Below are 20,288 nucleotides of genomic sequence, written 5' to 3'. Positions count from 1 at the left end.
CTTGAGCCTAGCTAAGTGCGATTCCGCAGAAATTACGAGGCGACCAATTCAAACGGAGCACAAAAAAATGGCGGCTATGTTGGCGGGTAGCTGGTAAAACCGCCATTTTTTCCAATGAATTCAAAGGAAAGTGGCGAACCGAGGAGCAACCATATATTTTCTTTAATTTTTTGTTAAATATATATAAAAAGAAATGCACTCACACGCATACCACCAAATATACCACACTGAACATTGGAACTGGCGTTTCAAAGCCTCAGGTTCGAGCATGACGGAACGACCGGCAAACATAAGAATAGCAGACATTCACACAAAGTGCAGCGAACGTCTTCTCCGAGCCCAAAACGGAAGTTCACCCGCCTAAGGCGAAACAATTGGCTTTGCACGACTTTGCATTAGGCTAAACCCAAGTAGAAAAGATAGAAATCCCAATGCCAACCCGATTGCGAGGGCATTGACGGCGAATAGACCGCCAAACAGGGATGCCGCTGTTCTTCCCGCCTGTTCGATAGACGTGTCTGCTACGACTGATACCCAGTCTTGTAGGTATAGTGCGAACAGGACCGCGATCCCCACTGGTGAAATAATTAGCGCTGCGCCGAGGGAGGCCAATCCTCGCCCAAGGACGGCCCGCAGTGTTGACCCTTTCAGTACTATTGCGGCTGTGGAAGCAAAAACGACAAGCGCAGAGAGCAGGGCGAGTAACATGTCCACAACAGGGGAGAGGTCTTTCGTGGCAGTTCCCGTAAGGGCCGAGGTGAAGGGCAACAGAACGAAGGTCGCAAGCCCTGCAGCAAGAAGCCCAGTTAGCAACTTTGGCAACATGCTAGACGAGCGGCTAGCGCCACGTTTCTTTTGCTGAGGTGGAGTGGGCAGAGCCGGATCGATCTGATCCCAATGCACGGATATTGATTTTGGACGAGAAAGCATCACAGCCTCCTTGAATTATCAAAAATGAGACGACCCAGCAAGCCACGTGTTATTGGGAATATGGTAAGCTGGAACGGGGTTTCTTTCTGCGCTTGGACTAATGTTTGCGCGAGCTGGACATGCCGACGCGCGAGCATTGGTATCTTTGCGATTTCAGGTGATGAACAACCTGATTGCGTAAGCGACAGTAGCAAGGCACAAGACGCTGCCAAACCAGATTGCGCCGAACCAGAAAACTTGCTTTAGCAGTTTCAATGGTAGTTCTCCTCTGGATCGATCTTCCCGCGGAAAACCCAGTATGTGTAGGCGGTGTAAGCCAGGATCACAGGTAGCAGAATGACAGCTCCGACCAGAGCAAATGCCAAACTGCTGTCTGGCGCCGCGGCTTCAGCAATCGTGAGGCTTGGGGGTAGCATATAGGGATAGAAGCTGATCCCAATGCCGATGAAGCAGACGACGAACAGAGCAACGGCGCAGAAGAAGGGTTGATAGTCTCGCTGTTCCCTCAGGCTGCGATCAAGCATCCATGCAATGACAGCAACGATAGCCGGCACTAGCACAGAGAAAACAACACCGGGCCAGGAAAACCATCTGATCAGATAGATCGGGTCTTGGAATGGGGTCAAAAGACTGACCGGACCGATCAACGTAAGCGTCATCAGCATCAGCGGGCGGGCATAAGAACGCATCCGGCGCTGTATCTCGCCCGTGGTTTTCATATTGAGCCAGGTCGCGCCCAGCAAAGCGTACCCGATCACCAAGGCCAAACCCGTCAGGACTGAGAACGGCGTCAGCCAATCCCACTGTCCACCTGCGTACACCCGATCCTCGATCGGGATACCCTGAACCAGCGCGCCAAGCGTGATGCCTTGGCCGAAGGCGGCCAGGGTTGACCCACCGTGAAACGCAACATCCCAGAGCCAACGCCCGCGAACCGTTCGCCACCGATATTCAAAGGCGACACCGCGAAAAACAAGCGCAAGAAGCATGATGATGATGGGAATATAGATCGCAGGCATCACCACAGAATAGGCCAGCGGGAAAACTGCGAACAAACCGCCGCCTCCCATGACCAGCCAGGTCTCGTTCCCATCCCATACCGGTGTAACCGAGTTCATCATGACATCACGATCTTTGTCGGTTTTCGCGAATGGAAAGAGGATTCCAATTCCAAGATCGAACCCGTCCAAGATCACATAAGTCAGAACGGCAAAGGCAATGATACCTGCCCAGATTGTCGAAAGTTCAAGCATTACGCTGCCTCCGCCAAGGTAGAGACTTCAATGGGTTTGTGACTTTGCTGGATACCTTCGACAGGTGGTTTTCCCATGAGGCGCAGCATGTAGAACGTGCCAGCTCCGAACACGGCGAAATACACGACGATGAAGGCAACCAGAGACGCTGCAACAGCGGGCCCATCCACTTGTGAAAGGGAGTCCGACGTCCGCAACAGCCCGTACACTGTGTACGGCTGGCGCCCCACTTCGGTGGTGATCCAACCGGCCAGTACCGCCACAAACCCGCTGGGCGCCAACAGAACGGAGGTCCGGTGCAACCAGCGATCTTCGTTGAGGCGGCCGCGAACGCGCTGAATAAGCGACCACAAGCCGACGCTCAGCATGGCTAAACCGATAGCGAGCATGATGCGGAAGCTGTAGAACACGATCGCGACCGGGGGTTCTTCGTCGTCTGGGATAGTGTCCAGCCCGTCAAGCGGCGCGTTTGGGTCATGTTTCAGGATCAGGGATGATAGTTTCGGGATTTCGATAGCATAGTCCACACGCTTTTCATCCTCGTTCGGAATGCCAAAAAGGATCAGCGGTGCACCTTTGGGATGGCTGTTAAAGTGACCTTCCATCGCCATCACTTTCTGCGGCTGATGTTCCAGCGTGTTCAAACCATGAAGGTCGCCGGCAACGATTTGCAGAGGGGTGACAAGAACGGCCATCCACATTGCCATCGAGAACATTCGGGTAACTTCAGCCGTGCGATTGCGGCGTAGCAAGTGCCAGGCAGCAACCCCGGCCACCACGAAAGCAGTGGTGAGGTAAGCGGCAAGAACCATGTGTATCAGGCGGTAGGGGAAGGACGGACTGAAGACGATCTCCCACCAGTTAACGGGAATGAATTGCCCCAGCTCGTTGATGTCGAACCCAGCCGGGGTTTGCATCCAAGAATTGACCGACAAAATCCACGTAGCCGATATCAGAGTGCCAAGAGCGACCATCCCAGTGGCCATCATGTGCAAACTGGGACCGACGCGTTCGCGACCGAAAAGCATAATGCCGAGGAAACCTGCCTCAAGAAAGAAGGCTGTCATGACCTCGTATGCCATCAAGGGCCCGATTACAGGGCCTGCGGTATCCGAGAATGTGCTCCAGTTCGTGCCGAATTGGTACGACATCACGATGCCCGACACGACACCCATTGCAAAACCAACTGCGAAAATCTTTTTCCAGTAGTTGAACAGGTTGAGGTAAGTCCTGTCGCTGCGCCATAGCCAAAGGCCATTGAGAACGGCCAAGAAGCTTGCCAAGCCGATTGAGAAGGCTGGGAAGATGATGTGAAACGACACAGTAAAGGCAAACTGAATGCGTGCCAGGGTCTCTGCGTCGAAGTTTGCAAGTAGGTTCATTGCCGTTTCCTTTGGCGTTGGATTGCAAAGCGCGGCATTCACCAGAGTTGCGTCTGTTGCCGGCCCGCCGATGTCGTTCGGATGAGCCAGATTTGGGGTCGTTGCCTGTTTCAGTCCTTTGGGTTCTGGACGGTTGTTTTTGGGTTTTGGACAAAACCCGGGTCGCGTTGGGTGGGGCTGAGGTTGAAATTTGAACCCGCGCCTTCAGGAAACGCGTTGCGTTCGAGGGCTCAAAACAAAGTTGCCACCCGGCTCGTTTATGAGCTGGATGGCAACCTATCAGAAACTGTGCGAGTTCTGTGTGGGGGTTGGTCAGCCAAGTTGCGTCTGGATGCTAACGGTGCATATTCAAGGGAGCTTGTGCTGACCAGTCAGGTTTGTTGGGCTTTGCTTCCTCCTTTTTTGTTGTGCTGGCGGTCGAGTTTCAGTCTTTCCAATCCCTGCGGTCTTCTTTGAAATCGTCACGGCGCTCTTGTGCTTCGTCCTGCGCGTCTTCGAAATTGTCCTTCTGGATCGCACCGCCCACAGCGCCAACTGCGGCGCCGGCGGCCGCGCCACCAACGATGCTTTCGCCTGCGATACCGGCGACAGTAGCGCCGACAACTGCGCCTTTGATCGCTTTGTCGGTGACGTAGTCAGCATGGGCTGTAGCAGCCATGGTGATCAGAAGGGCGCCTGAGATCGGGGCGATAAAGAATTTTTTCGAGGTCTTCATAGGGTTCATCCTTGTTCTGGGTCAGCAACCATTGCGGCTGCTGTGTGCCATTGAACTAGGTGACCCGATGGCCTGCTTTCTTTTGGAAGCGGGACAAGGTTTTGTGGATCTTGGACATCTTCCACTCCCGCACGCTGCAGGAGGAAGGGCTACTAGCGGCCAGCTTTACGGAACCTAGCGGGCGTTTCACCCGTCCATCGCTTGAATGCCACTGAAAAGGCGGCCTGATCCGCGAACCCAAGCATGAATGCCACGCGAGCGACACCCTCGCCGCTACGAAGCATCCGCTTGGACAGGTCGCACAACACCCCTTCCAGTAGTGCCTTAAAACTTGTTCCCTCAGCCGACAGATGCCGGGTCATAGTGCGCCGCGTTAGTCCAAGCTCTCCGGCTATATCGTCGCCGTTTGGTATCGGCCCGGGAAGACGCTCCCCGAGCATGTCCACAATGCGGTCGGACAGACTGCGGACTGCATCAGGCTGAGCCTTCAGTTGCTCTTCCCCGTGCCTACGTAAATGCCCCAATAAGGTGGGGTCTGCCGTTGGTATCCGAAAACTCATGCCGTTTGAAGGCAGCGCCAAGGCGTATCCGGACTTGAAGCCTAAGACTTCACATCCCGCCAAGTCCGCCAGCAGTCGGCAGTGCTCGGCATCGTCCGTTTCCAACTCGACAGAGATCGGGGAAAGCCCGCCAGAGGTGATTTGTTGAACGCGCTTATAAAGGCCGAATATCAGCATTTCGCGATGGCGAGGATATTGATGCGCCGGGATTACACTGCTCTCCAGAGTGATCTTTGGCTCATCAGGTGCACCCACGACGGCGAGGCGCAGGTCAGGGTCTTGAATTGCATAAAAGCGCTGCGTCAAAGCCAGCGCGTCTTCCACCGTTTCGGCTGCCCGGACGATGTAAGCCAGAAGTGTCCCGGGACCCTGCGCTGATAGCCCCACGCGAGCAGCAAAGGTTTTATCTTCCAGAACCCGGCACGCAGTTTCAACTGCGCCCGCCTCATGCAGCAACTCGACAGTGGCGTCGGGGCTGCCGCCAATATCAATTGGTGCCCCTGCCATTTCCAAGACTTCAGGAAACGGAATGCACGCGCCGGGTTCTTGCGAGTAACGCAGCCCGACGTTTTGCAGTCTGTAAGCGCTGATGCGTGGCACTTTTGCGTCCTCCCCTGAATTGCACGCAACTCCCTGCAGTCACTGCAATTGTCCAGAAGCCAACAACAAATGTCCAGAACCCTCAGGATCGCAGGCCCGATGACGGTTAGGTCCCGGTCATCAGAAAGGAAACGACCATGAACTACTTCGCAAGGTACTACCGCGTTATGAAGGCAATCCAAAACTCCGCCAAACGAGAGTGGTCCGGGGAACACATCCACGGTCTGCACACTTCGCCACTTGGTGAGAAAACACCGAACGGGCGTCGTTGGGATCCCCCCTATGCCCCGCAGGAACAGCCCTCAGAACCCGCACAACAACCAACCGAGTATTGACGTTCTCAAGACACCGAAATCTACACGCGCAGCTTGGCTGCGCAAAAAAAAGGACCTGAATTATGAAACCACTAGCGTTCGTGATGGCGCCAATACTTGGCCTCATCTCAACTCCTGCCTTTGCCGCTGGCGGCGATCCCAGATGGTGGGTCGCGCCAAATCAAACTGACACCTACGCGTGGGTCGGCTTGGTCGTTCTCGCCCTTGCGATCCTGCTGGTCGTACACCTCTATGCACGCTTTGAACGTTACACCGAACACAAATCAATCGGCACTCCTCTGCGTACAACTATTCCGACGATGCTTACCGTAGCCTTGGCTTATGAGCTGATGCCTGCCCTTAGCCACTTCAGCAGTCTACTGCCGGGCGCCCTAATCCTAACAGCAATCGCTCGCGACTTCATGTTGTGGTGGCGTCCTTCGAAAAAGGAGTTGGTAAAATGATTGAGCTGCTCGTCACATCTTTTCCGTTTGTCCTGCGCGTGATCTATCTGAAATGGCGCGGGCTGCCAGTCACCCTGTACAATGTTCACCGTGCGCTGTTTATGTGGTTCGTCCTGGCCCTGATCGTGTTCTTTGCTGTATTCTACTATTATCCCAAGTCCTACACTGGCCTTGTGCCCTTTAGAACTGTTCCGGTTGTTGCTGAGAACGGCGGAACAGTGACCGATATCTACGTAAAGGGTGGAGATCATGTTGAACCGGGCGATCCACTGTTTGCCGTCGAGAATGCGTCGGAACAAGCCGCTGTAGATCTCTCGATGCGCAAAGTTGAAGAGATTGAAAGCGCGAAACTGGCAGCTGAGTTGCAAGTCCAGACCGCGCAGGCCGTTCTGGATGCCGCGATCACCGCTAGAGAACAGGCCGAGTTGGTGCTTATGGACCACGAGGCGCTTCGAGCAAAAGACTCTGCGGCATTTCAAGTAAGCCAACTGGAACGCGCGCAGGCGACCTTGAGCACTCGAGAAGCAGAGGTTGAGGCTTCTGAAACGCAACTTGGTGTGGCACAAGTTCAGGCAACTGCTGTTCTGCCCGCCCAACTTGCATCAGCGCGTGCATCGTTGAAGCAGGCTCAAGTGGAGCTGTCAAAGACTCTGACTCTCAGCTCTGTCGACGGTGTAGTTGAACAAGTCACCCTAAACGTTGGGTCACGCGCAGCGCAAGCTGCAATGAGTCCCGCCATGCTGATCGTACCAGACCGAAAAAATGTAGAGAAAGGACGTATCGTAGCCGGTTTCTCACAGGTTTCTCGCACCGAACTGTACGAAGGTATGGCCGCAGAGGTGGCATGCGAAAGTAACTTCAACATCTCGATGCGCAACACCGTTCTTCCTGCAAGGATCGTACGTATTCAGGAGCAGATTTCTTCGGGTCAGCTAGCGCCTAGCGGTCGCCTGATCGAGCCCAGTGAAAAGGCGAAACGGGGTCAGATCGTTGTGCATCTCGATCTAGTGCACCCAGAACACCGCGAACTTTTGGTGCCAGGTAGCGGTTGCATCGTCCAATCCTACACCACCAATTTTGAAGGTGAAATGGAAGGAACACTTGTCGCCCACGGGATCCAGGCTATGGGAATCATCAAGGCGGTCGGTCTGCGGGTTAAAGCTTGGTTCGGTCTGACTTCGGGTATCGGCTTGATCGGCGGTGGACACGCCTGACTTCCCAAAGACCCTCCTGTTTAATTAACACGGCTCCCGATAAACGTTGGGTGCCGTTTCTTCTGTTTTGGGGACAGATCACATGCAATTAATGTGATTTCAGTTACAGCTTTCTGCTACCCGGCGAAAGGTTGGCAGGTCTGCTCAGGTCGTCATATGCAGGAAAATGACGACCACATACTGTAGCACGGAATGTCCGTTTCGTCCGCATAGCGGTTATTGACGCGCTTCGTAGCGAACGTCTGCTCCGAGCCCAAAGTGGCGGATGCTGCGCTCGGCACAAACGGGTGCGAAGCGCGCATTGCAGCCATTGGACATCGCAAGGGCGGCCCTTAGCTGCCATTCAAGAGATCGATATTGCTGCTGGCGGCGCGCCAGAAAGCGGACGTTCGTAGAGACCTAGTTCTCTTTGATGAATATTTGAGGACGGCGTGCCTTTGGGTTCAGTTCGTTTGCTCTGTGCGTTCTCCGCAAACACAAAGAAACGAACGGGACAACTGTGGCGCAGTATTGTCAACACTCAGGAAATGAACTTCCTGCGAATGTACGTCCGGGCAGTCCAATCATAGAACGACATTTTTCTGATCGAACTCAAAAGACTGAGTTAGTGCTTTCTTCACAATGTGCATCATCCCAGCTTAGTCTGCCCAATAATCTGGATTGAGCTGTGTGCCGGGTGTCGCCGCGCGGAGATTACCGCGCATTCTCCTCCAAAGATGCAGGTTCCTATTCCATCGTTCGAAGCAATCGATACTTCAAAAATGTCCCCCACTATTGGGTCCGTATCCACTTCACAACAGAAGCCCGTTTGGCGTCCATGTGTTGCAAAAGGGTGATAGCAAGATTTTTGCCGTCCCGGGCGACGAGATATTCGAGAATCTTCTCGTGCTCCTGCACAGCATCGTACCAACGGCCATCGGTCATATTTGCCAGGTAACGGGCCCGCTGCATCCGCAAAGACAGGGCTTGGCAAGAGGTCCTCAATGTCCCGTTTCGGGCCGCAAGCAGGATGGCACGGTGGATCTTCTGGTTGATGCTAAAATAGGCGCCCAGATCCCTGCTTTCATAGCTTTCGATCATTTGTGCGTGCATTGAGCGCACTTCTTCTATTTCAGTGTCCGTAATATGCTTGCAGGCCAATTCGCCAGAGAGCGCTTCAAGCGCGCCCAGCACAGGAAAGACATCTTGCACCTCTTCTTCGGTGACCTGCGTGACCCAAGCCCCTCGATTTGGCTCCAGCCGCACAAGCCCATCGGACGCAAGCACCTTCAGCGCTTCTCGGAGCGGTGTTCGTGACACACCGAACCGATCACACAGTTCCTTTTCGGGCACCTTGGCCCCGGGCTTTAATTCGGAGTTGATGATCAAGGTCTGGAGCCTCTCAACCAGCTCGTGATGCAGAGACTTCCGCATGATTGTCTGAGACGTGTGAAGTGTCATAGCGTTACCTCAGGGCTTCAATGCACGTTCCAGCAGACGCGCGATATGGATAGGTTGACGATCCGTCAAGTCGGCTACTTGATGACGGCATGACGTGCCATCGGCAACAACAATCGTGTCTTCTGAGGCCGCACGCACCGCAGGGATGAGATCAAGCTCGGCCATCTTGCGAGATACTTCGTGTGTTTCGACGCCATAGCCAAAGGCACCCGCCATGCCGCAGCAGCTGGTCTCGACCACCTCAATCTCCGTGTCGGGTAAACGGGCGAGTGTCTTTTTGATTGAGGACATCACGCCCATCGCCTTTTGATGACAATGACCATGCAGCAGTACTTTTTGCGTAGGAGAGGTCAAAGGAAGGACAAAGTCAGGGTTTTCGGCTTGGTCTGCGATGAACTCTTCCAACATGCGGGCGTATTTGGCCAACAGCTTGGTATCTTCACCGGGCAACAGGGCTGGAATTTCATCCCGGAGAGTCAGCAGGCAGCTGGGTTCCAAACCTATGATCGGAATACCGCTTTTGGCATGGGGCAACAGGGCGTCGACAAGGCGTTGTGCTTCCTGCTTTGCTTCCTCAATCAGACCAGCCGATAGGAAGGTCCGCCCACAACACAATGGCCTTTCGCCTTTCGCAGGGGATGCAATCTGCACCGGTACATTGGCGGCCCTGAGCACCTTCAACGTCGCCCGAAGGTTTTCTGGTTCGAAATATCGGTTGAACGTATCGGCAAAAAGAACCGCTTCAGGCGCTTCTTGCGGTGCGACCTCGGCGTCTTTGAATGGCCGCGCATGCCATTTTGGTAAATCGCGCGTTTCGGTAAACCCGCTGAATTTCTCGGTCAACTTTGCAAGCCCCGGGACGCTGTTGCGCAGGTTCAGCAGGAACGGCATCCGCGCTGCCCAGCGGGCGTAGCGCGGCAGGTACGCAACCAGCCTGTCATGCAGGCTGAGCCCATTTTTCTTGGCCCTGGCTGACTGCACTTCGATTTTCATCCGGGCCATGTCCACGCCGGTCGGACATTCCCGTTTGCATCCTTTGCAAGATACGCAAAGCTTCATCGTCTCTGCCATCTCATCAGACGTCAGTGCATCCGGCCCCAACTGACCCGAAATCGCCAAACGCAGAGTATTCGCACGCCCGCGTGTCAGATCCTGCTCCTTGCGAGTCACCCGGAAAGATGGGCACATAACGCCGCCTTTCAACTTGCGACAGGCGCCGTTGTTGTTGCACATCTCAACGGCGCCCTGAAAGCCTCCGCCACTGCCTGTCCATTCTGACCAATCAAGGCCAGTCCGAAATTCAGGCACGTTGTAAACCGGGCTGTACCGGAAGAGCGAGCGGTCGTCCATTTTGGGCGCGTCGACGATCTTTCCGGGATTAAAAAGACCGTCGGGGTCGAACCGTCGCTTCACCTCGGAAAAATTTGCCACCATTCGCGGTCCGAACATCTTTTCATGAAATTCCGAGCGCACCAGCCCGTCGCCATGCTCACCTGAATGCGAGCCCTTGTAGCGCGCAACCAAATCAAAGCATTCCTCCGCGATTGCGCGCATCTTTTTGACGTCCTGATCCAGCTTGAGGTTCAGGACAGGCCGCACGTGCAAACAGCCAACGGATGCATGCGCATACCACGTGCCGCGCGTGCCATGTTTTTCGAAAATCTCTGTCAGACCCGCCGTGTATTCGGCCAAATCAGGCAATTCGACCGCGCAATCCTCAACAAAGGATACTGGCTTTCCGTCCGCTTTCATTGACATCATGATGTTGAGGCCGGAGCTGCGCAGATCGGCGATGCGTGCCTGCATCTTCGGATCGGGCACCGCCGTCACACCGCCCCAGTTCTTGCCGCTCTTGTCCCAGGCAAAGCCCAGATCGCCCATAAGCTCCTCAAGCTCTTTCAGCTTTCGGGGGTGCGTGCTGGTGTCTTCTTCGGCGAACTCCACCAAGAGGAGCGCGTCCGGTTTACCCGTCACGAATTCCTCAATCGTGTCGCGGAACATCGGTATGTCGCGGGCCAACGCAATCATCGTTGCATCGACCAGCTCCACTCCCTGCGGGTTCAGCTTGACCAGATGTTGGGCTGCATCCATCGCCTGATGGAAGGTGGGGAAGTGACAGACGCCCAGCACCTTCTCTGACAGAATGGGCCATAGCTTCAGCTCGATCGCGGTAGAATAAGCCAACGTGCCCTCTGACCCCACCAACAGATGCGCAAGGTTTTGAGGCGTGTCGCGAGGCACTAGCGCGTCGATGTTATACCCCCCGACCCTGCGCATCACATTGGGGAATCGGGAATCGATCTCAGCCGCTTCCCGCGCGCCGAGCCCCAGCAGGTCATCGCGCAACGCTGCAAATTCGAGGTCCCCCGCGTTTGCAACCAACCTGAAATGGTGCTTGCTGCCGTCTGCCAGAAAGGCCTCTATCGACAGAACATTGTCACGCATCATTCCGTAGCGCAGAGATTTACCGCCACAGGAATTGTTTCCCGTCATCCCCCCAATCGTCGCCCGCGACGCGGTGGAAACATCGACCGGGAACCATAGCCCATGCGGTTTCAGCGCACGGTTCAACTCATCCAGCACGATGCCGGGTCGCACAACGCAGCGCATCCCCTCGACATCCAGCTCAAGAATATCATTGAAATACTGCGTGTTATCCAGCACCAGCGCGGTGTTTACAGTCTGGCCGCATTGCGATGTACCACCGCCGCGCGCCAACACCGGGACGCTGTGCTCTTGCGCGATATCAAGAGCCGCTCGGATATCATCCTCGGACTTCGGTGACATTACACCAACCGGCATCATCTGATAAAGTGACGCATCCGTCGCATAGCGCCCGCGCGAAAATGCGTCGAACAACACATCACCCTCAACACGTTTTTTCAGGGCTTCGGCAAGCTGCGGCATGGGCGGTCCATTATGTTTTGAAGGAGTCTTTTTCGTTTGACTTAATTATGAATTCAAAATTACGCTGGCACAACAGAAATCAAAACCTGTGGGCCCAAGCACTGTGCGATGCCCTCCAAAACGTTTGACTGTGAGACCTGCAATCATGAGAAAAGCCGGCCGCCATTTTCTGCAAATCCCCGGCCCCAGCGCTGTTCCGGATCGCATCCTTAGCGCGATTGGTCAGCAAACCATCGACCACCGCGGCCCGGACTTTGCCAAGGTAGGTCTTCGTGCGCTGGAGGGGATGAAAAGCATCTTCAAGACCGATGAACATGTGTTCATCTATCCGGCTTCAGGCACTGGCGCATGGGAGGCTGCATTGGTCAATACACTCAGCCCCGGCGACCGTGTCTTGATGTTTGAAACAGGGCATTTTGCGACGCTCTGGAAAAAGCTGGCAGAGAAACTGGGTCTGAAGGCTGAATTCATCGAAGGTGACTGGCGTGGGGGCGCGAACCCCGATCAGATCGAAGCCTATCTGGCCGAAGACAAGTCACATGAAATCAAGGCTGTCTGCGTTGTGCACAATGAGACCTCGACCGGCTCCGTCTCCCCTATTGCGGAAGTCCGCAAAGCGATTGACCGCGCGGGGCACCCCGCCTTGTTTATGGTCGATACGATTTCGGGTCTGGCGTCGCTGGATTACCGCCATGACGAATGGGGCGTGGATGTTACGGTTTCAGGCTCTCAGAAAGGTCTGATGCTGCCCCCCGGTCTTTCATTCAACGCCGCAAGCGCCAAGGCGATGGACGCGAACAAGAACGCCAAATTGCAACGCTCTTACTGGGATTGGGCCGACATGGTTGGCCCGAACAAAACGGGATACTTCCCCTATACGCCCGGCACAAACCTGCTGTACGGCCTGAACGAAGCCATCGACATGCTGCACGAAGAAGGGTTGGACAATGTCTTTGCCCGTCATGCCCGCCACGGTGCAGCGGCGCGCGCAGCGGTGCGCACTTGGGGGCTGGAAGTGCTTTGTGCTACTCAAGGTCAGGAAAGCGGCGTACTTACGGCTGTAAAACTGCCCGAGGGCCACAGCGCCGATGCTTTCCGCGCCACTACGCTAGAGCACTACGACATCTCCTTTGGCAATGGCCTGTCCAAGGTCGCAGACAAAGTGTTCCGCATCGGCCATCTAGGTGATTTCAACGACTTGATGTTGCTTGCAACCCTTGCCGGTGCCGAAATGGGCCTGAAACAGGCGGGAGTGCCCCATGCGACTGGTGGCGTGCAGGAGGCGATGACCCACCTCAGCTAACCGAATGCGCAGCAGACTTCCGCGCCAAGACCGACAACAATAAACATCGACGCTCTGGGAGGAGAAAACCATGAAAGTAATCTCAAGACTGCTTGCAGCCACCACAGCCATTGGCATGGCGACAAGCGCATTTGCTGCTGATGTGACCATGAAATTCGGCCATGTTGGCAACCCCGGCTCGCTCTTCGAAGCCTCGGTCAACAACTTCGCTGAATGCGTCAATGGCGCGATGGAAGGCAAGGTCGAAGTGCAAACCTTCGGGTCTTCGCAGTTGGGCAAAGACAAAGAACTGCTGCAAAAGCTCAAGCTGGGACAGGTTGACTTCTCGTTGCCGTCGTCGGTGATGTCTTCAGTCGATGACACCTTCGGTATCTTTGAGATGCCCTACATCATTTCTGACCGCGACCACATGCGCCGCGTGCAGGGCGAGATGATGGATGTCTTCCAGTCCGCAGCAAACGACAACGGCTATCACATCGTCGGTCTGGCCGAGAACGGCTTTCGCAACATCACCAACAATACCCGCCCGATCAACGTGCCGGGTGATCTTGAAGGCATCAAGCTGCGCACGCCCAACGGCGTCTGGCGTCTGAAGATGTTCCAGGAATACGGCGCAAACCCCACGCCGATGGCTTTCTCCGACGTGTTTACCGCGCTGCAGACCGGCGTGATCGACGGTCAGGAAAACCCATACGCGCAGATCGCTTCTGCCAAGTTCCAGGAAGTGCAGAAGTATCTTTCCGTCACCGGCCACGTCTACACGCCGGCATACATCCTGATGTCGAAAACAAAGTTCGACGGTCTGGACCCGGACATTCAGGCGGGCCTGACCGATTGCGCGAACAAGACGCAGGACTTCACCTACGAGAAAGCTGCCGAGCTGGAAGCGAGCTTGCTGAAGGTGATCGAAGACGCGGGCGTTGAGGTGAACACCGCTGACAAGGCTGCGTTCATCGAAGCCTCTGCACCGATCTACGAACAGTTCGCGGCTGAGGTCGAAGGCGGTCAGGCAATGATCGACAAAGTTTTGGGTCTCGGCTCAGGCAGCTAAGCCTTCAGCCGCACAACACAAGAGTTTTCTCCGTCCGTGTCATGCGGGCGGAGAAATGATGTCACTCTTCCACAGGTTGCCCCTCATGGAAAACGAAGCCTACCCGACCCTGTCGCGGATCAACCAGGGTCTCAGCAAGGTGCTGGAATGGATCACCATCAGCCTGATGGTCTTGCTGACCGTCGTCGTCACCGCCGCGGTGATGGCACGTTTGATGGGGCAGAGTGTTTCCTGGTACGATGAGGTCGCTGCAATCATGCTGGCTTGGATCACCTACTACGGCTCGGCCCTTGCAGCGCTGCACCGTCGCCACATCGGCTTTGACACAGTGCTTTTAAAGCTACCGCCTAACCTGCGCCTGGCAGCCGTAATGTTGGGTGAGGCCATTGTGCTGATATTCTTCTTCCTGATGGCGCGCGCCGGTCTGCAGGTCCTCGAAGTTCTCGCAGGCGACACGCTCATTTCGCTTACATGGATGCCCATCCAAGTCACCCAATCCGTCATCCCAATCGGGGCCATACTCTTTATCATTTGCCAACTGCTCAGCCTGCCGAGCTACCTCAAGCTCACGGCGGCGGGCATATCGCTGGAGCATGCAGAGATCGAGGAAGAGGTTGAAACCGAGCTCGAAAAGAACAAGGATCGCGTCTGATGTTGATGGCAGGTATTTTCATCGCGATGCTGCTTATGATCTGCATCAACATCCCTATCGCCGTCGCTTTGGCTATGGCCGGGGTTCTGGGCCTGCTGGCCACCGAAGGCCCTGGCAGCCTCGTCACCATCGCGCTTGATATGTACGACGGTTCCACGAAATTCTCGCTGATTGCGATCCCGATGTTCGTGCTGGCCGGGGCCATCATGAACGCAGGCGGCATAACCGACAAGCTGATCAATTTCGTCGGTGCCATCATCGGCTTTATCCGAGGCGGTCTTGCGATGGTAAACATCGGCGTTTCGCTGTTCTTTGCAGAGATCTCGGGCTCTGCCGTGGCGGATGTGGCCGCGATGGGCTCTATTCTGATCCCTCAAATGAAGAAGCGCGGGTATTCCAAAGAATTCTCTGCGGCGGTCACTTCATCCTCTGCATCACTTGCCATCATCATCCCGCCTTCAATCCCGATGATCCTTTATGCGGCCTCGGCCAATACCTCTGTCGAGCAGCTTTTCATTGCAGGCATCGTGCCCGGCCTGCTGGGCGCGGGTGGGCTTATGACCGTCGCCTACATCTTTGCGAAACGCTACAACTTCCCGACCGAAGAGGCCTTCCGCCTTGCCCGGCTGCGCGAAACCTTTGTGGATGCGTTGCCCGCCTTCACCCTACCGGTGATCATTCTGGGGGGTATTTTTGGCGGCTACGTCACCGCGACCGAAGCGGCAGGCCTAGCTGTGCTGGCGGCTTTGCTGGTTTCTGCGTGGTACGGCAATCTAGATTTCATCCACCTGCGCCGTGCGATGCTGGATGGTGGAATCCAGACCGCTGTGGTCATGCTGCTGGTCGCAGCCTCTGTCCTGATGGGGGGCTTCCTGACACGGGCGCAGATCCCACAACAGCTGGCCGAAGGCATCCTGTCGATCACAACCCAGCAGTGGGCCATTCTGCTCATCCTGAACTTCTTCTTTCTGATCGTCGGTTTCTTCCTCCACTCTGCAGCGGCAATCATTCTGGTGATTCCGATTGTCATCCCGCTGATCACCGCCGCTGGCATTGACCCGGTCCACTTCGGTCTTGTCGTGACACTGAACCTTGCTATCGGACAGCAGACGCCGCCCGTGGCTTCGGTGCTGGTCACCGCGTGCTCAGTGGCAAGGGCAAACATTTGGGAAGTCTCCAAGGTCAACATCTGGTTCATCATCGTGCTCTTTGCCGTTCTGATGCTCTGCACCTACGCGCCGTCCGTGCCGATGTTCCTAGTGGAGCATTTCTACCGATGACCGCAGAGATCACCGATGAACTGAAGGACGGCATCCTCTGGGTCACCTTCAACCGCCCCGAGACGCGCAATGCGCTGACCTTTGGCATGTATGACCAGCTGGCTGAGCTGTGCAGTACCATGCCAAGCAACGGCTCGGTCCGCGCTGTCGTGATTTCCGGAACGGGCGGCAAAGCCTTTGCTGCAGGCACCGACATGACACAGTTCCGCGCGTTTGAGACACCGCAAGATGCGCTGGACTACGAACACCGCATAGACGAAGTGCTCGAAGCCGTGGAGCGATGCCCGTTGCCCACGATAGCTGCGATCCATGGCGCCTGCACAGGCGGTGGCGGGTCCATTGCGGCGGCTTGCGATATCCGCATTGCCTCCACCAGCCTCAAGTTCGGCTTTCCCATCGCCCGCACGTTGGGCAATTGCCTTGCCGCAGGAAACCTAGCGCGCCTCTCCGAATTGATCGGTGCTGCGAAGGTGCGCGAGATCATCTTCACCGCGCGCCTGATTGAAGCAGATGAAGCGCTCTCTGCTGGATTGGTCAGCGAAGTGCTGCCCGATGAAGCCGCCCTCATGGCCCGCGCGTTAGAGCTTGCAGAACGCGTGGGAAGCATGGCACCACTGACCTTGCGCGCAACCAAAGAAGCCCTGCGCCGCAACCGCGCCGCGACGCAGGTTGACGACTCGGATCTGATAATCTCCTGCTATATGAGCGAGGATTTCCGCACCGGTATGGAAGCTTTTCTCGCCAAGCAAAAGCCTGTGTGGAAGGGCAAATGACCGCTAAGACCGGCCCCCTCAGCGGTATGCGCGTCATCGAACTGGCGCATATTATGGCAGGCCCCGTCTGTGGGCTGATGCTGGCCGACATGGGTGCTGATGTCATCAAAGTGGAGAAACCCACCGGTGATGACAGCCGCCGCTTCACCCCGCCCGAGATCGAGGGTGAGGCTGCCGCCTATATGATGATGAACCGCAACAAGCGTGGCATTTCCCTGAACCTCAAGGACCCAGTTGCGGTCGAGGTTCTGCGCAAACTGCTCGCGGACGCGGATGTAGTCGTCGAAAACTACCGATTGGGCACAATGGAAAAACTCGGTCTTTCTTATGAAGACCTCGCCGCCGTGAATCCGCGCATCATCTATTGCGAAATCTCCGGGTTTGGCCGCACTGGACCCTACGCCGAACGCGGTGGGTTTGATTTGATCGCACAGGGCATGTCGGGCCTGATGTCGATCACGGGTGAAGGCCCGGGCCGTCCACCCATCAAGGTCGCCGCCCCTATCTCGGACATCAACGCCGGTATTCTGGGAGCCATGGGCGTCTCCGCCGCCTATGCCAACATGCTGCAAACGGGACAGGGACAGAAAGTTGACACGTCTCTCTTTGAAGCAGCGATCACGCAAACCTACTGGCAATCCGCGATCGCTTTTGCCACCGGCATCAAACCTGAACCGCTCGGCTCTGCTCATCCCTTAAACGCGCCCTATCAGGCATTCCGCACCAGCGATGGCTGGATCAACGTCGGTGCCGCCAATCAATCCAACTGGTTGCGCTTTCTGGATGTCATCGCCGCCCCTGAGTTGAACGAAGATCCGCGTTTCAACTCAAATGCAAATCGCATTCAGAACCTCTCGACGCTTATAGAAATCCTCAACCGGCATATGGCAAAAGAAACTACCGCAACTTGGCTGGCCCGCATGGAGGCAGCACAGCTGCCAGCCGGACCGGTCAACGATATTCTGCAGATGCACCAAGACCCGCAAGCGATTGCGCGCGAGATGATCATTGACGTGGACCACGCCACCGCAGGTGCAGTCAAAACCATCGGCCACCCTGTGAAATACAGCAAAACGCCTGCGAAAACTGACAGAGCCGCGCCGGTGCTCGGCCAACACAGCCGGGAAGTATTGGCTGAGATTGGTTATACAGCTGACCACATTGAAGCGCTTGTCCAGTCAAACGCAGTAGTCGCTGCTTAGCGGGCTTTCCTTTCTACCACTTTACGTGAATTTCATATGGCATCTGGGGAAACGACAATGACGATAACACTGACGCAAGCACAAAACATCATCCAGGATTGCCTGGATTGGCGCAAAGCACATGATCTCAAACCGCTGACAGTGGCCGTGCTTGACAGTGCAGGCTCTTTGGTGGCTCTGGCGCGCGAAGATGGAACGAGCACATTGAGACCAGACATTGCTCAGGGCAAAGCGCGGGGCGCGGTCGCGATGGGTCTGGGATCAAGAGCGCTCTACGAACGGGCGAAGCTGGAACCATTCTTCATCCAAGCCATGAACACCTTGTCAAAAGGATCACTCGTTCCCGTCGCAGGAGGTGTGCTGATCAAGCACGACGACACCATCATTGGTGCCGTGGGCATTACTGGAGACAATTCAGACAACGATGAAGCCTGTGCGATCGCAGCAATCGAACAGGCAGGGTTCGTCGCGGACGGAGGATAGTGTCCTATGCTTTGAGGTCCGAGAAACCGTACAAAAGCGCCGGGTTGTCGACTAGGATCTGCTTTCGCAGCGCCGCATCGCAGGCCCAATCGCCGAGCATATCAAGCAACGCACCATCGTTTGGCATGAAGCCCGGCAGGCGCACATGGGGCCAATCCGTTCCCCAAACCAGACGAGAGTGGTTAGCCGCAATCAAGGCGTCGGCCATCGGATCGATATCTGCGTATGGTGGGCCGTCCGCCTTGCTGATCCGGTAAGGCCCTGTCAGTTTGACCCAGGCTTGCCCCTCTTTGAACGCATCAAGAAAGCGCCGAAAACCCGGGTCGTTTACGCCTTTGCTTGCGTTGGTGTAGCCAAGGTGCCCGAACACCACAGGCACTTTTGAAGTTGCAAGAAGCGCTCCGATATCTTCTATTTTTTCGACATGGGCGAGGAATTCTATGTGCCACCCCAAATCCGCAATGCGTGAGGTAAAGCTGATTGCGTCATCCACAGACGGAAACGTCATCCCGCCACTGTCAACGACGTTCACGCGTATGCCGCGTGCTCCGGCCGCGTGAAACACCTCAAGTTCAGCGTCCGTGACATCCTTTGTGACAGAAACAATAGCGCGAAGCGTCTCCGGGTGCGCCGCCGAAAACGACAGAGTTGCTGCGTTATCTTCAGCAAAGACGCTCGGCTGAACAACGACACCGCGTTCCAGCCCCAGAGTTTGAGCGACTCTTCGATATTCCGTAATCTCTGCCGGCAGAGGCGTGTAACTCCGCTCTGGCACGTAGCGCTCTTCATAGCCGGTCGGGAAAATGTGGAAATGCGTGTCACATGCGCCTGTCGGCATCTGAAAAGCAGGCTTGCGAGGGACCGGGTCGGGAGCTGCGCAAAAAGGGATGTCGTCATGCCGATCCATCATTCTTCCCCCGTTCGGCTTTTGCTACAATGAGCGCGTCAGGTGCGTAACTCATATTACTACTACATGCTTGGAATATTGCACCAGCAGCGCGCGGTAGCTCAAGCCATTCCAGGCCATGCACAGGTTGCCGGAGTGTGTAGTGGACACTCAGATGAGAGCGCCGTTTTTAATGAGTGCTCTGAAAGCTCGACCGGAGCTGCGTCAGCCAAATCACCGCCAAATTCACACCCCCGGTAGCAGCGCGAGGTAGGAAGGCATGAACATCAGGCGCTCCGAAATCGCTCAATGGCCCGAGACGTCAGAAGTCATGTTAGGAAGGATTGAGGTGAACGAATGCCAAATCAATCATAATGGTTCTCAGACTTTGGCATTGCAAAACGGTCCGCATCCGGACGTGAATGGCAGCACTCTAGAGATCGCGAACAGCACTTTGCGCCAGCCGCCAAAGTCCGCTTCCCGCCCTTGGTGCTTTTCACTGCTGACGCGATGCGCAGAATGCGGCCGTTGGGGCGGGCACGACGAATTGCTGCTTCGTCCGCAAAGTGGACATTCGCCAAGATTGAGCGAATGTCGGCTCAGAGCCCATTTTTCACCGATGCTGCGCGATGTCCCAATGACAGCAATGCGCAGGAAGCGGACTTTGCAAACTCACGTTGGCCACGGCGGCGTAAGATGAGCAATCGGCCTATTACCCACTTTCGACGGCAGGTGATAAGCTTGCGACATAGTATTTCAAAGCGGTCGTTCGCGGCTGGCATGCGGTCCAATCCAAGCTGAGCTCGCGCGTGCCAAAGCGGCGTTCAGGGGCCGCCACCTAAAGCATGACCAGCGGATACTTCCTGCTTTGAAAATTTG

The 20,288-nt window shown here is 55.7% G+C and carries 17 protein-coding genes; 9 read left to right on the top strand and 8 right to left on the bottom strand.

Features of this window, described 5'->3' with window-relative positions; all coding sequences use genetic code 11:
- Positions 1-1,083 precede the first annotated feature (1,083 nt).
- The 5 genes from ALB80_RS22945 to ALB80_RS20185 all read right to left on the bottom strand — a co-directional run bounded on the left by ALB80_RS22945 (position 1,084) and on the right by ALB80_RS20185 (position 5,440).
- Positions 1,084-1,185, bottom strand: a complete 102-nt coding sequence (locus ALB80_RS22945) for a DUF2474 family protein (RefSeq protein ID WP_157054289.1) — start codon at positions 1,183-1,185, stop codon at positions 1,084-1,086.
- Positions 1,182-2,183, bottom strand: a complete 1,002-nt coding sequence (gene cydB / locus ALB80_RS20205) for a cytochrome d ubiquinol oxidase subunit II (RefSeq protein ID WP_050605901.1) — start codon at positions 2,181-2,183, stop codon at positions 1,182-1,184. Before cydB ends, ALB80_RS22945 begins: the two co-directional genes overlap by 4 nt.
- The gene (locus ALB80_RS20200; protein ID WP_050605900.1) at positions 2,183-3,565 is read right to left on the bottom strand and encodes a cytochrome ubiquinol oxidase subunit I; all 1,383 of its coding nucleotides are present in this window, start codon (positions 3,563-3,565) and stop codon (positions 2,183-2,185) included. Before ALB80_RS20200 ends, cydB begins: the two co-directional genes overlap by 1 nt.
- Positions 3,566-3,989: 424 nt before the next feature.
- Entirely contained in the window at positions 3,990-4,280 is a 291-nt protein-coding gene (locus ALB80_RS20190; protein ID WP_050605898.1) for a glycine zipper domain-containing protein, read from the bottom strand.
- 152 nt (positions 4,281-4,432) lie between these two features.
- Positions 4,433-5,440, bottom strand: a complete 1,008-nt coding sequence (locus ALB80_RS20185) for an AraC family transcriptional regulator (protein ID WP_050605897.1) — start codon at positions 5,438-5,440, stop codon at positions 4,433-4,435.
- A 397-nt stretch (positions 5,441-5,837) separates the two neighbouring features.
- On the opposite strand from ALB80_RS20185, the gene ALB80_RS20180 reads away from it, so the two are divergent.
- Complete coding sequence (locus ALB80_RS20180) at positions 5,838-6,218, top strand: hypothetical protein (RefSeq protein ID WP_050605896.1); 381 nt, start codon at positions 5,838-5,840, stop codon at positions 6,216-6,218.
- Entirely contained in the window at positions 6,215-7,432 is a 1,218-nt protein-coding gene (locus ALB80_RS20175) for an HlyD family secretion protein (protein WP_050605895.1), read from the top strand. The genes ALB80_RS20180 and ALB80_RS20175 overlap by 4 nt, the downstream gene beginning before the upstream one ends.
- A 771-nt stretch (positions 7,433-8,203) precedes the next feature.
- Here ALB80_RS20175 and ALB80_RS20170 read toward each other — a convergent pair.
- Together ALB80_RS20170 and ALB80_RS20165 are read right to left on the bottom strand one after the other, a co-directional pair.
- Complete coding sequence (locus tag ALB80_RS20170; RefSeq protein ID WP_050605894.1) at positions 8,204-8,872, bottom strand: GntR family transcriptional regulator; 669 nt, start codon at positions 8,870-8,872, stop codon at positions 8,204-8,206.
- A 9-nt stretch (positions 8,873-8,881) separates the two neighbouring features.
- Entirely contained in the window at positions 8,882-11,779 is a 2,898-nt protein-coding gene (locus ALB80_RS20165; RefSeq protein ID WP_050605893.1) for an FAD-binding and (Fe-S)-binding domain-containing protein, read from the bottom strand.
- Between the two features lie 145 nt (positions 11,780-11,924).
- On the opposite strand from ALB80_RS20165, the gene ALB80_RS20160 reads away from it, so the two are divergent.
- The 7 genes from ALB80_RS20160 (at position 11,925) to ALB80_RS20130 (ending at position 18,523) form a co-directional block, all read left to right on the top strand.
- Positions 11,925-13,082 carry an alanine--glyoxylate aminotransferase family protein gene (locus tag ALB80_RS20160; RefSeq protein ID WP_050605892.1) on the top strand — a complete coding sequence of 386 codons (1,158 nt, stop codon included), beginning with the start codon at positions 11,925-11,927 and terminating at the stop codon, positions 13,080-13,082.
- Between the two features lie 70 nt (positions 13,083-13,152).
- Positions 13,153-14,133, top strand: a complete 981-nt coding sequence (locus tag ALB80_RS20155) for a TRAP transporter substrate-binding protein (protein WP_050605891.1) — start codon at positions 13,153-13,155, stop codon at positions 14,131-14,133.
- 85 nt (positions 14,134-14,218) lie between these two features.
- The gene (locus ALB80_RS20150; protein WP_050605890.1) at positions 14,219-14,785 is read left to right on the top strand and encodes a TRAP transporter small permease; all 567 of its coding nucleotides are present in this window, start codon (positions 14,219-14,221) and stop codon (positions 14,783-14,785) included.
- A complete protein-coding gene (locus tag ALB80_RS20145; RefSeq protein ID WP_050605889.1) occupies positions 14,785-16,065 on the top strand; it encodes a TRAP transporter large permease in 1,281 nt (426 codons plus the stop codon). Before ALB80_RS20150 ends, ALB80_RS20145 begins: the two co-directional genes overlap by 1 nt.
- Complete coding sequence (locus ALB80_RS20140; protein ID WP_050605888.1) at positions 16,062-16,838, top strand: enoyl-CoA hydratase/isomerase family protein; 777 nt, start codon at positions 16,062-16,064, stop codon at positions 16,836-16,838. Before ALB80_RS20145 ends, ALB80_RS20140 begins: the two co-directional genes overlap by 4 nt.
- Positions 16,835-18,040 (top strand): CaiB/BaiF CoA-transferase family protein, encoded by a 1,206-nt coding sequence (locus ALB80_RS20135; RefSeq protein WP_050605887.1) that lies wholly within the window; start codon positions 16,835-16,837, stop codon positions 18,038-18,040. Before ALB80_RS20140 ends, ALB80_RS20135 begins: the two co-directional genes overlap by 4 nt.
- 57 nt (positions 18,041-18,097) lie before the next feature.
- Positions 18,098-18,523, top strand: coding sequence for a heme-binding protein (locus tag ALB80_RS20130; protein ID WP_050605886.1), 426 nt, complete (start codon positions 18,098-18,100; stop codon positions 18,521-18,523).
- Between the two features lie 4 nt (positions 18,524-18,527).
- Here the strand turns inward: ALB80_RS20130 and ALB80_RS20125 are convergent, their stop codons facing one another.
- Complete coding sequence (locus ALB80_RS20125; RefSeq protein ID WP_050605885.1) at positions 18,528-19,433, bottom strand: amidohydrolase family protein; 906 nt, start codon at positions 19,431-19,433, stop codon at positions 18,528-18,530.
- Between the last annotated feature and the right edge of the window lie 855 nt (positions 19,434-20,288).

Origin of the sequence: Ruegeria sp. 6PALISEP08, assembly GCF_001238295.1 — a bacterium.
Taxonomy (GTDB): domain Bacteria; phylum Pseudomonadota; class Alphaproteobacteria; order Rhodobacterales; family Rhodobacteraceae; genus Ruegeria.
Note: the sequence above shows the minus strand (reverse complement) of the source record. Positions and strands in the feature narration are given on the sequence as shown.

Excerpts from the sequence above, each read along its gene's own strand:
- ALB80_RS20140 (WP_050605888.1), top strand. The coding sequence starts at position 16,062 with ATGACCGCAGAGATCACCGATGAACTGAAGGACGGCATCCTCTGGGTC.
- ALB80_RS20145 (WP_050605889.1), top strand. The coding sequence starts at position 14,785 with ATGTTGATGGCAGGTATTTTCATCGCGATGCTGCTTATGATCTGCATC.
- cydB (WP_050605901.1), bottom strand. The coding sequence starts at position 2,183 with ATGCTTGAACTTTCGACAATCTGGGCAGGTATCATTGCCTTTGCCGTT.
- ALB80_RS20155 (WP_050605891.1), top strand. The coding sequence starts at position 13,153 with ATGAAAGTAATCTCAAGACTGCTTGCAGCCACCACAGCCATTGGCATG.
- ALB80_RS20175 (WP_050605895.1), top strand. The coding sequence starts at position 6,215 with ATGATTGAGCTGCTCGTCACATCTTTTCCGTTTGTCCTGCGCGTGATC.
- ALB80_RS20200 (WP_050605900.1), bottom strand. The coding sequence starts at position 3,565 with ATGAACCTACTTGCAAACTTCGACGCAGAGACCCTGGCACGCATTCAG.
- ALB80_RS20180 (WP_050605896.1), top strand. The coding sequence starts at position 5,838 with ATGAAACCACTAGCGTTCGTGATGGCGCCAATACTTGGCCTCATCTCA.
- ALB80_RS20130 (WP_050605886.1), top strand. The coding sequence starts at position 18,098 with ATGACGATAACACTGACGCAAGCACAAAACATCATCCAGGATTGCCTG.
- ALB80_RS20190 (WP_050605898.1), bottom strand. The coding sequence starts at position 4,280 with ATGAAGACCTCGAAAAAATTCTTTATCGCCCCGATCTCAGGCGCCCTT.
- ALB80_RS20150 (WP_050605890.1), top strand. The coding sequence starts at position 14,219 with ATGGAAAACGAAGCCTACCCGACCCTGTCGCGGATCAACCAGGGTCTC.
- ALB80_RS20170 (WP_050605894.1), bottom strand. The coding sequence starts at position 8,872 with ATGACACTTCACACGTCTCAGACAATCATGCGGAAGTCTCTGCATCAC.
- ALB80_RS20165 (WP_050605893.1), bottom strand. The coding sequence starts at position 11,779 with ATGCCGCAGCTTGCCGAAGCCCTGAAAAAACGTGTTGAGGGTGATGTG.
- ALB80_RS20125 (WP_050605885.1), bottom strand. The coding sequence starts at position 19,433 with ATGATGGATCGGCATGACGACATCCCTTTTTGCGCAGCTCCCGACCCG.
- ALB80_RS20135 (WP_050605887.1), top strand. The coding sequence starts at position 16,835 with ATGACCGCTAAGACCGGCCCCCTCAGCGGTATGCGCGTCATCGAACTG.
- ALB80_RS20160 (WP_050605892.1), top strand. The coding sequence starts at position 11,925 with ATGAGAAAAGCCGGCCGCCATTTTCTGCAAATCCCCGGCCCCAGCGCT.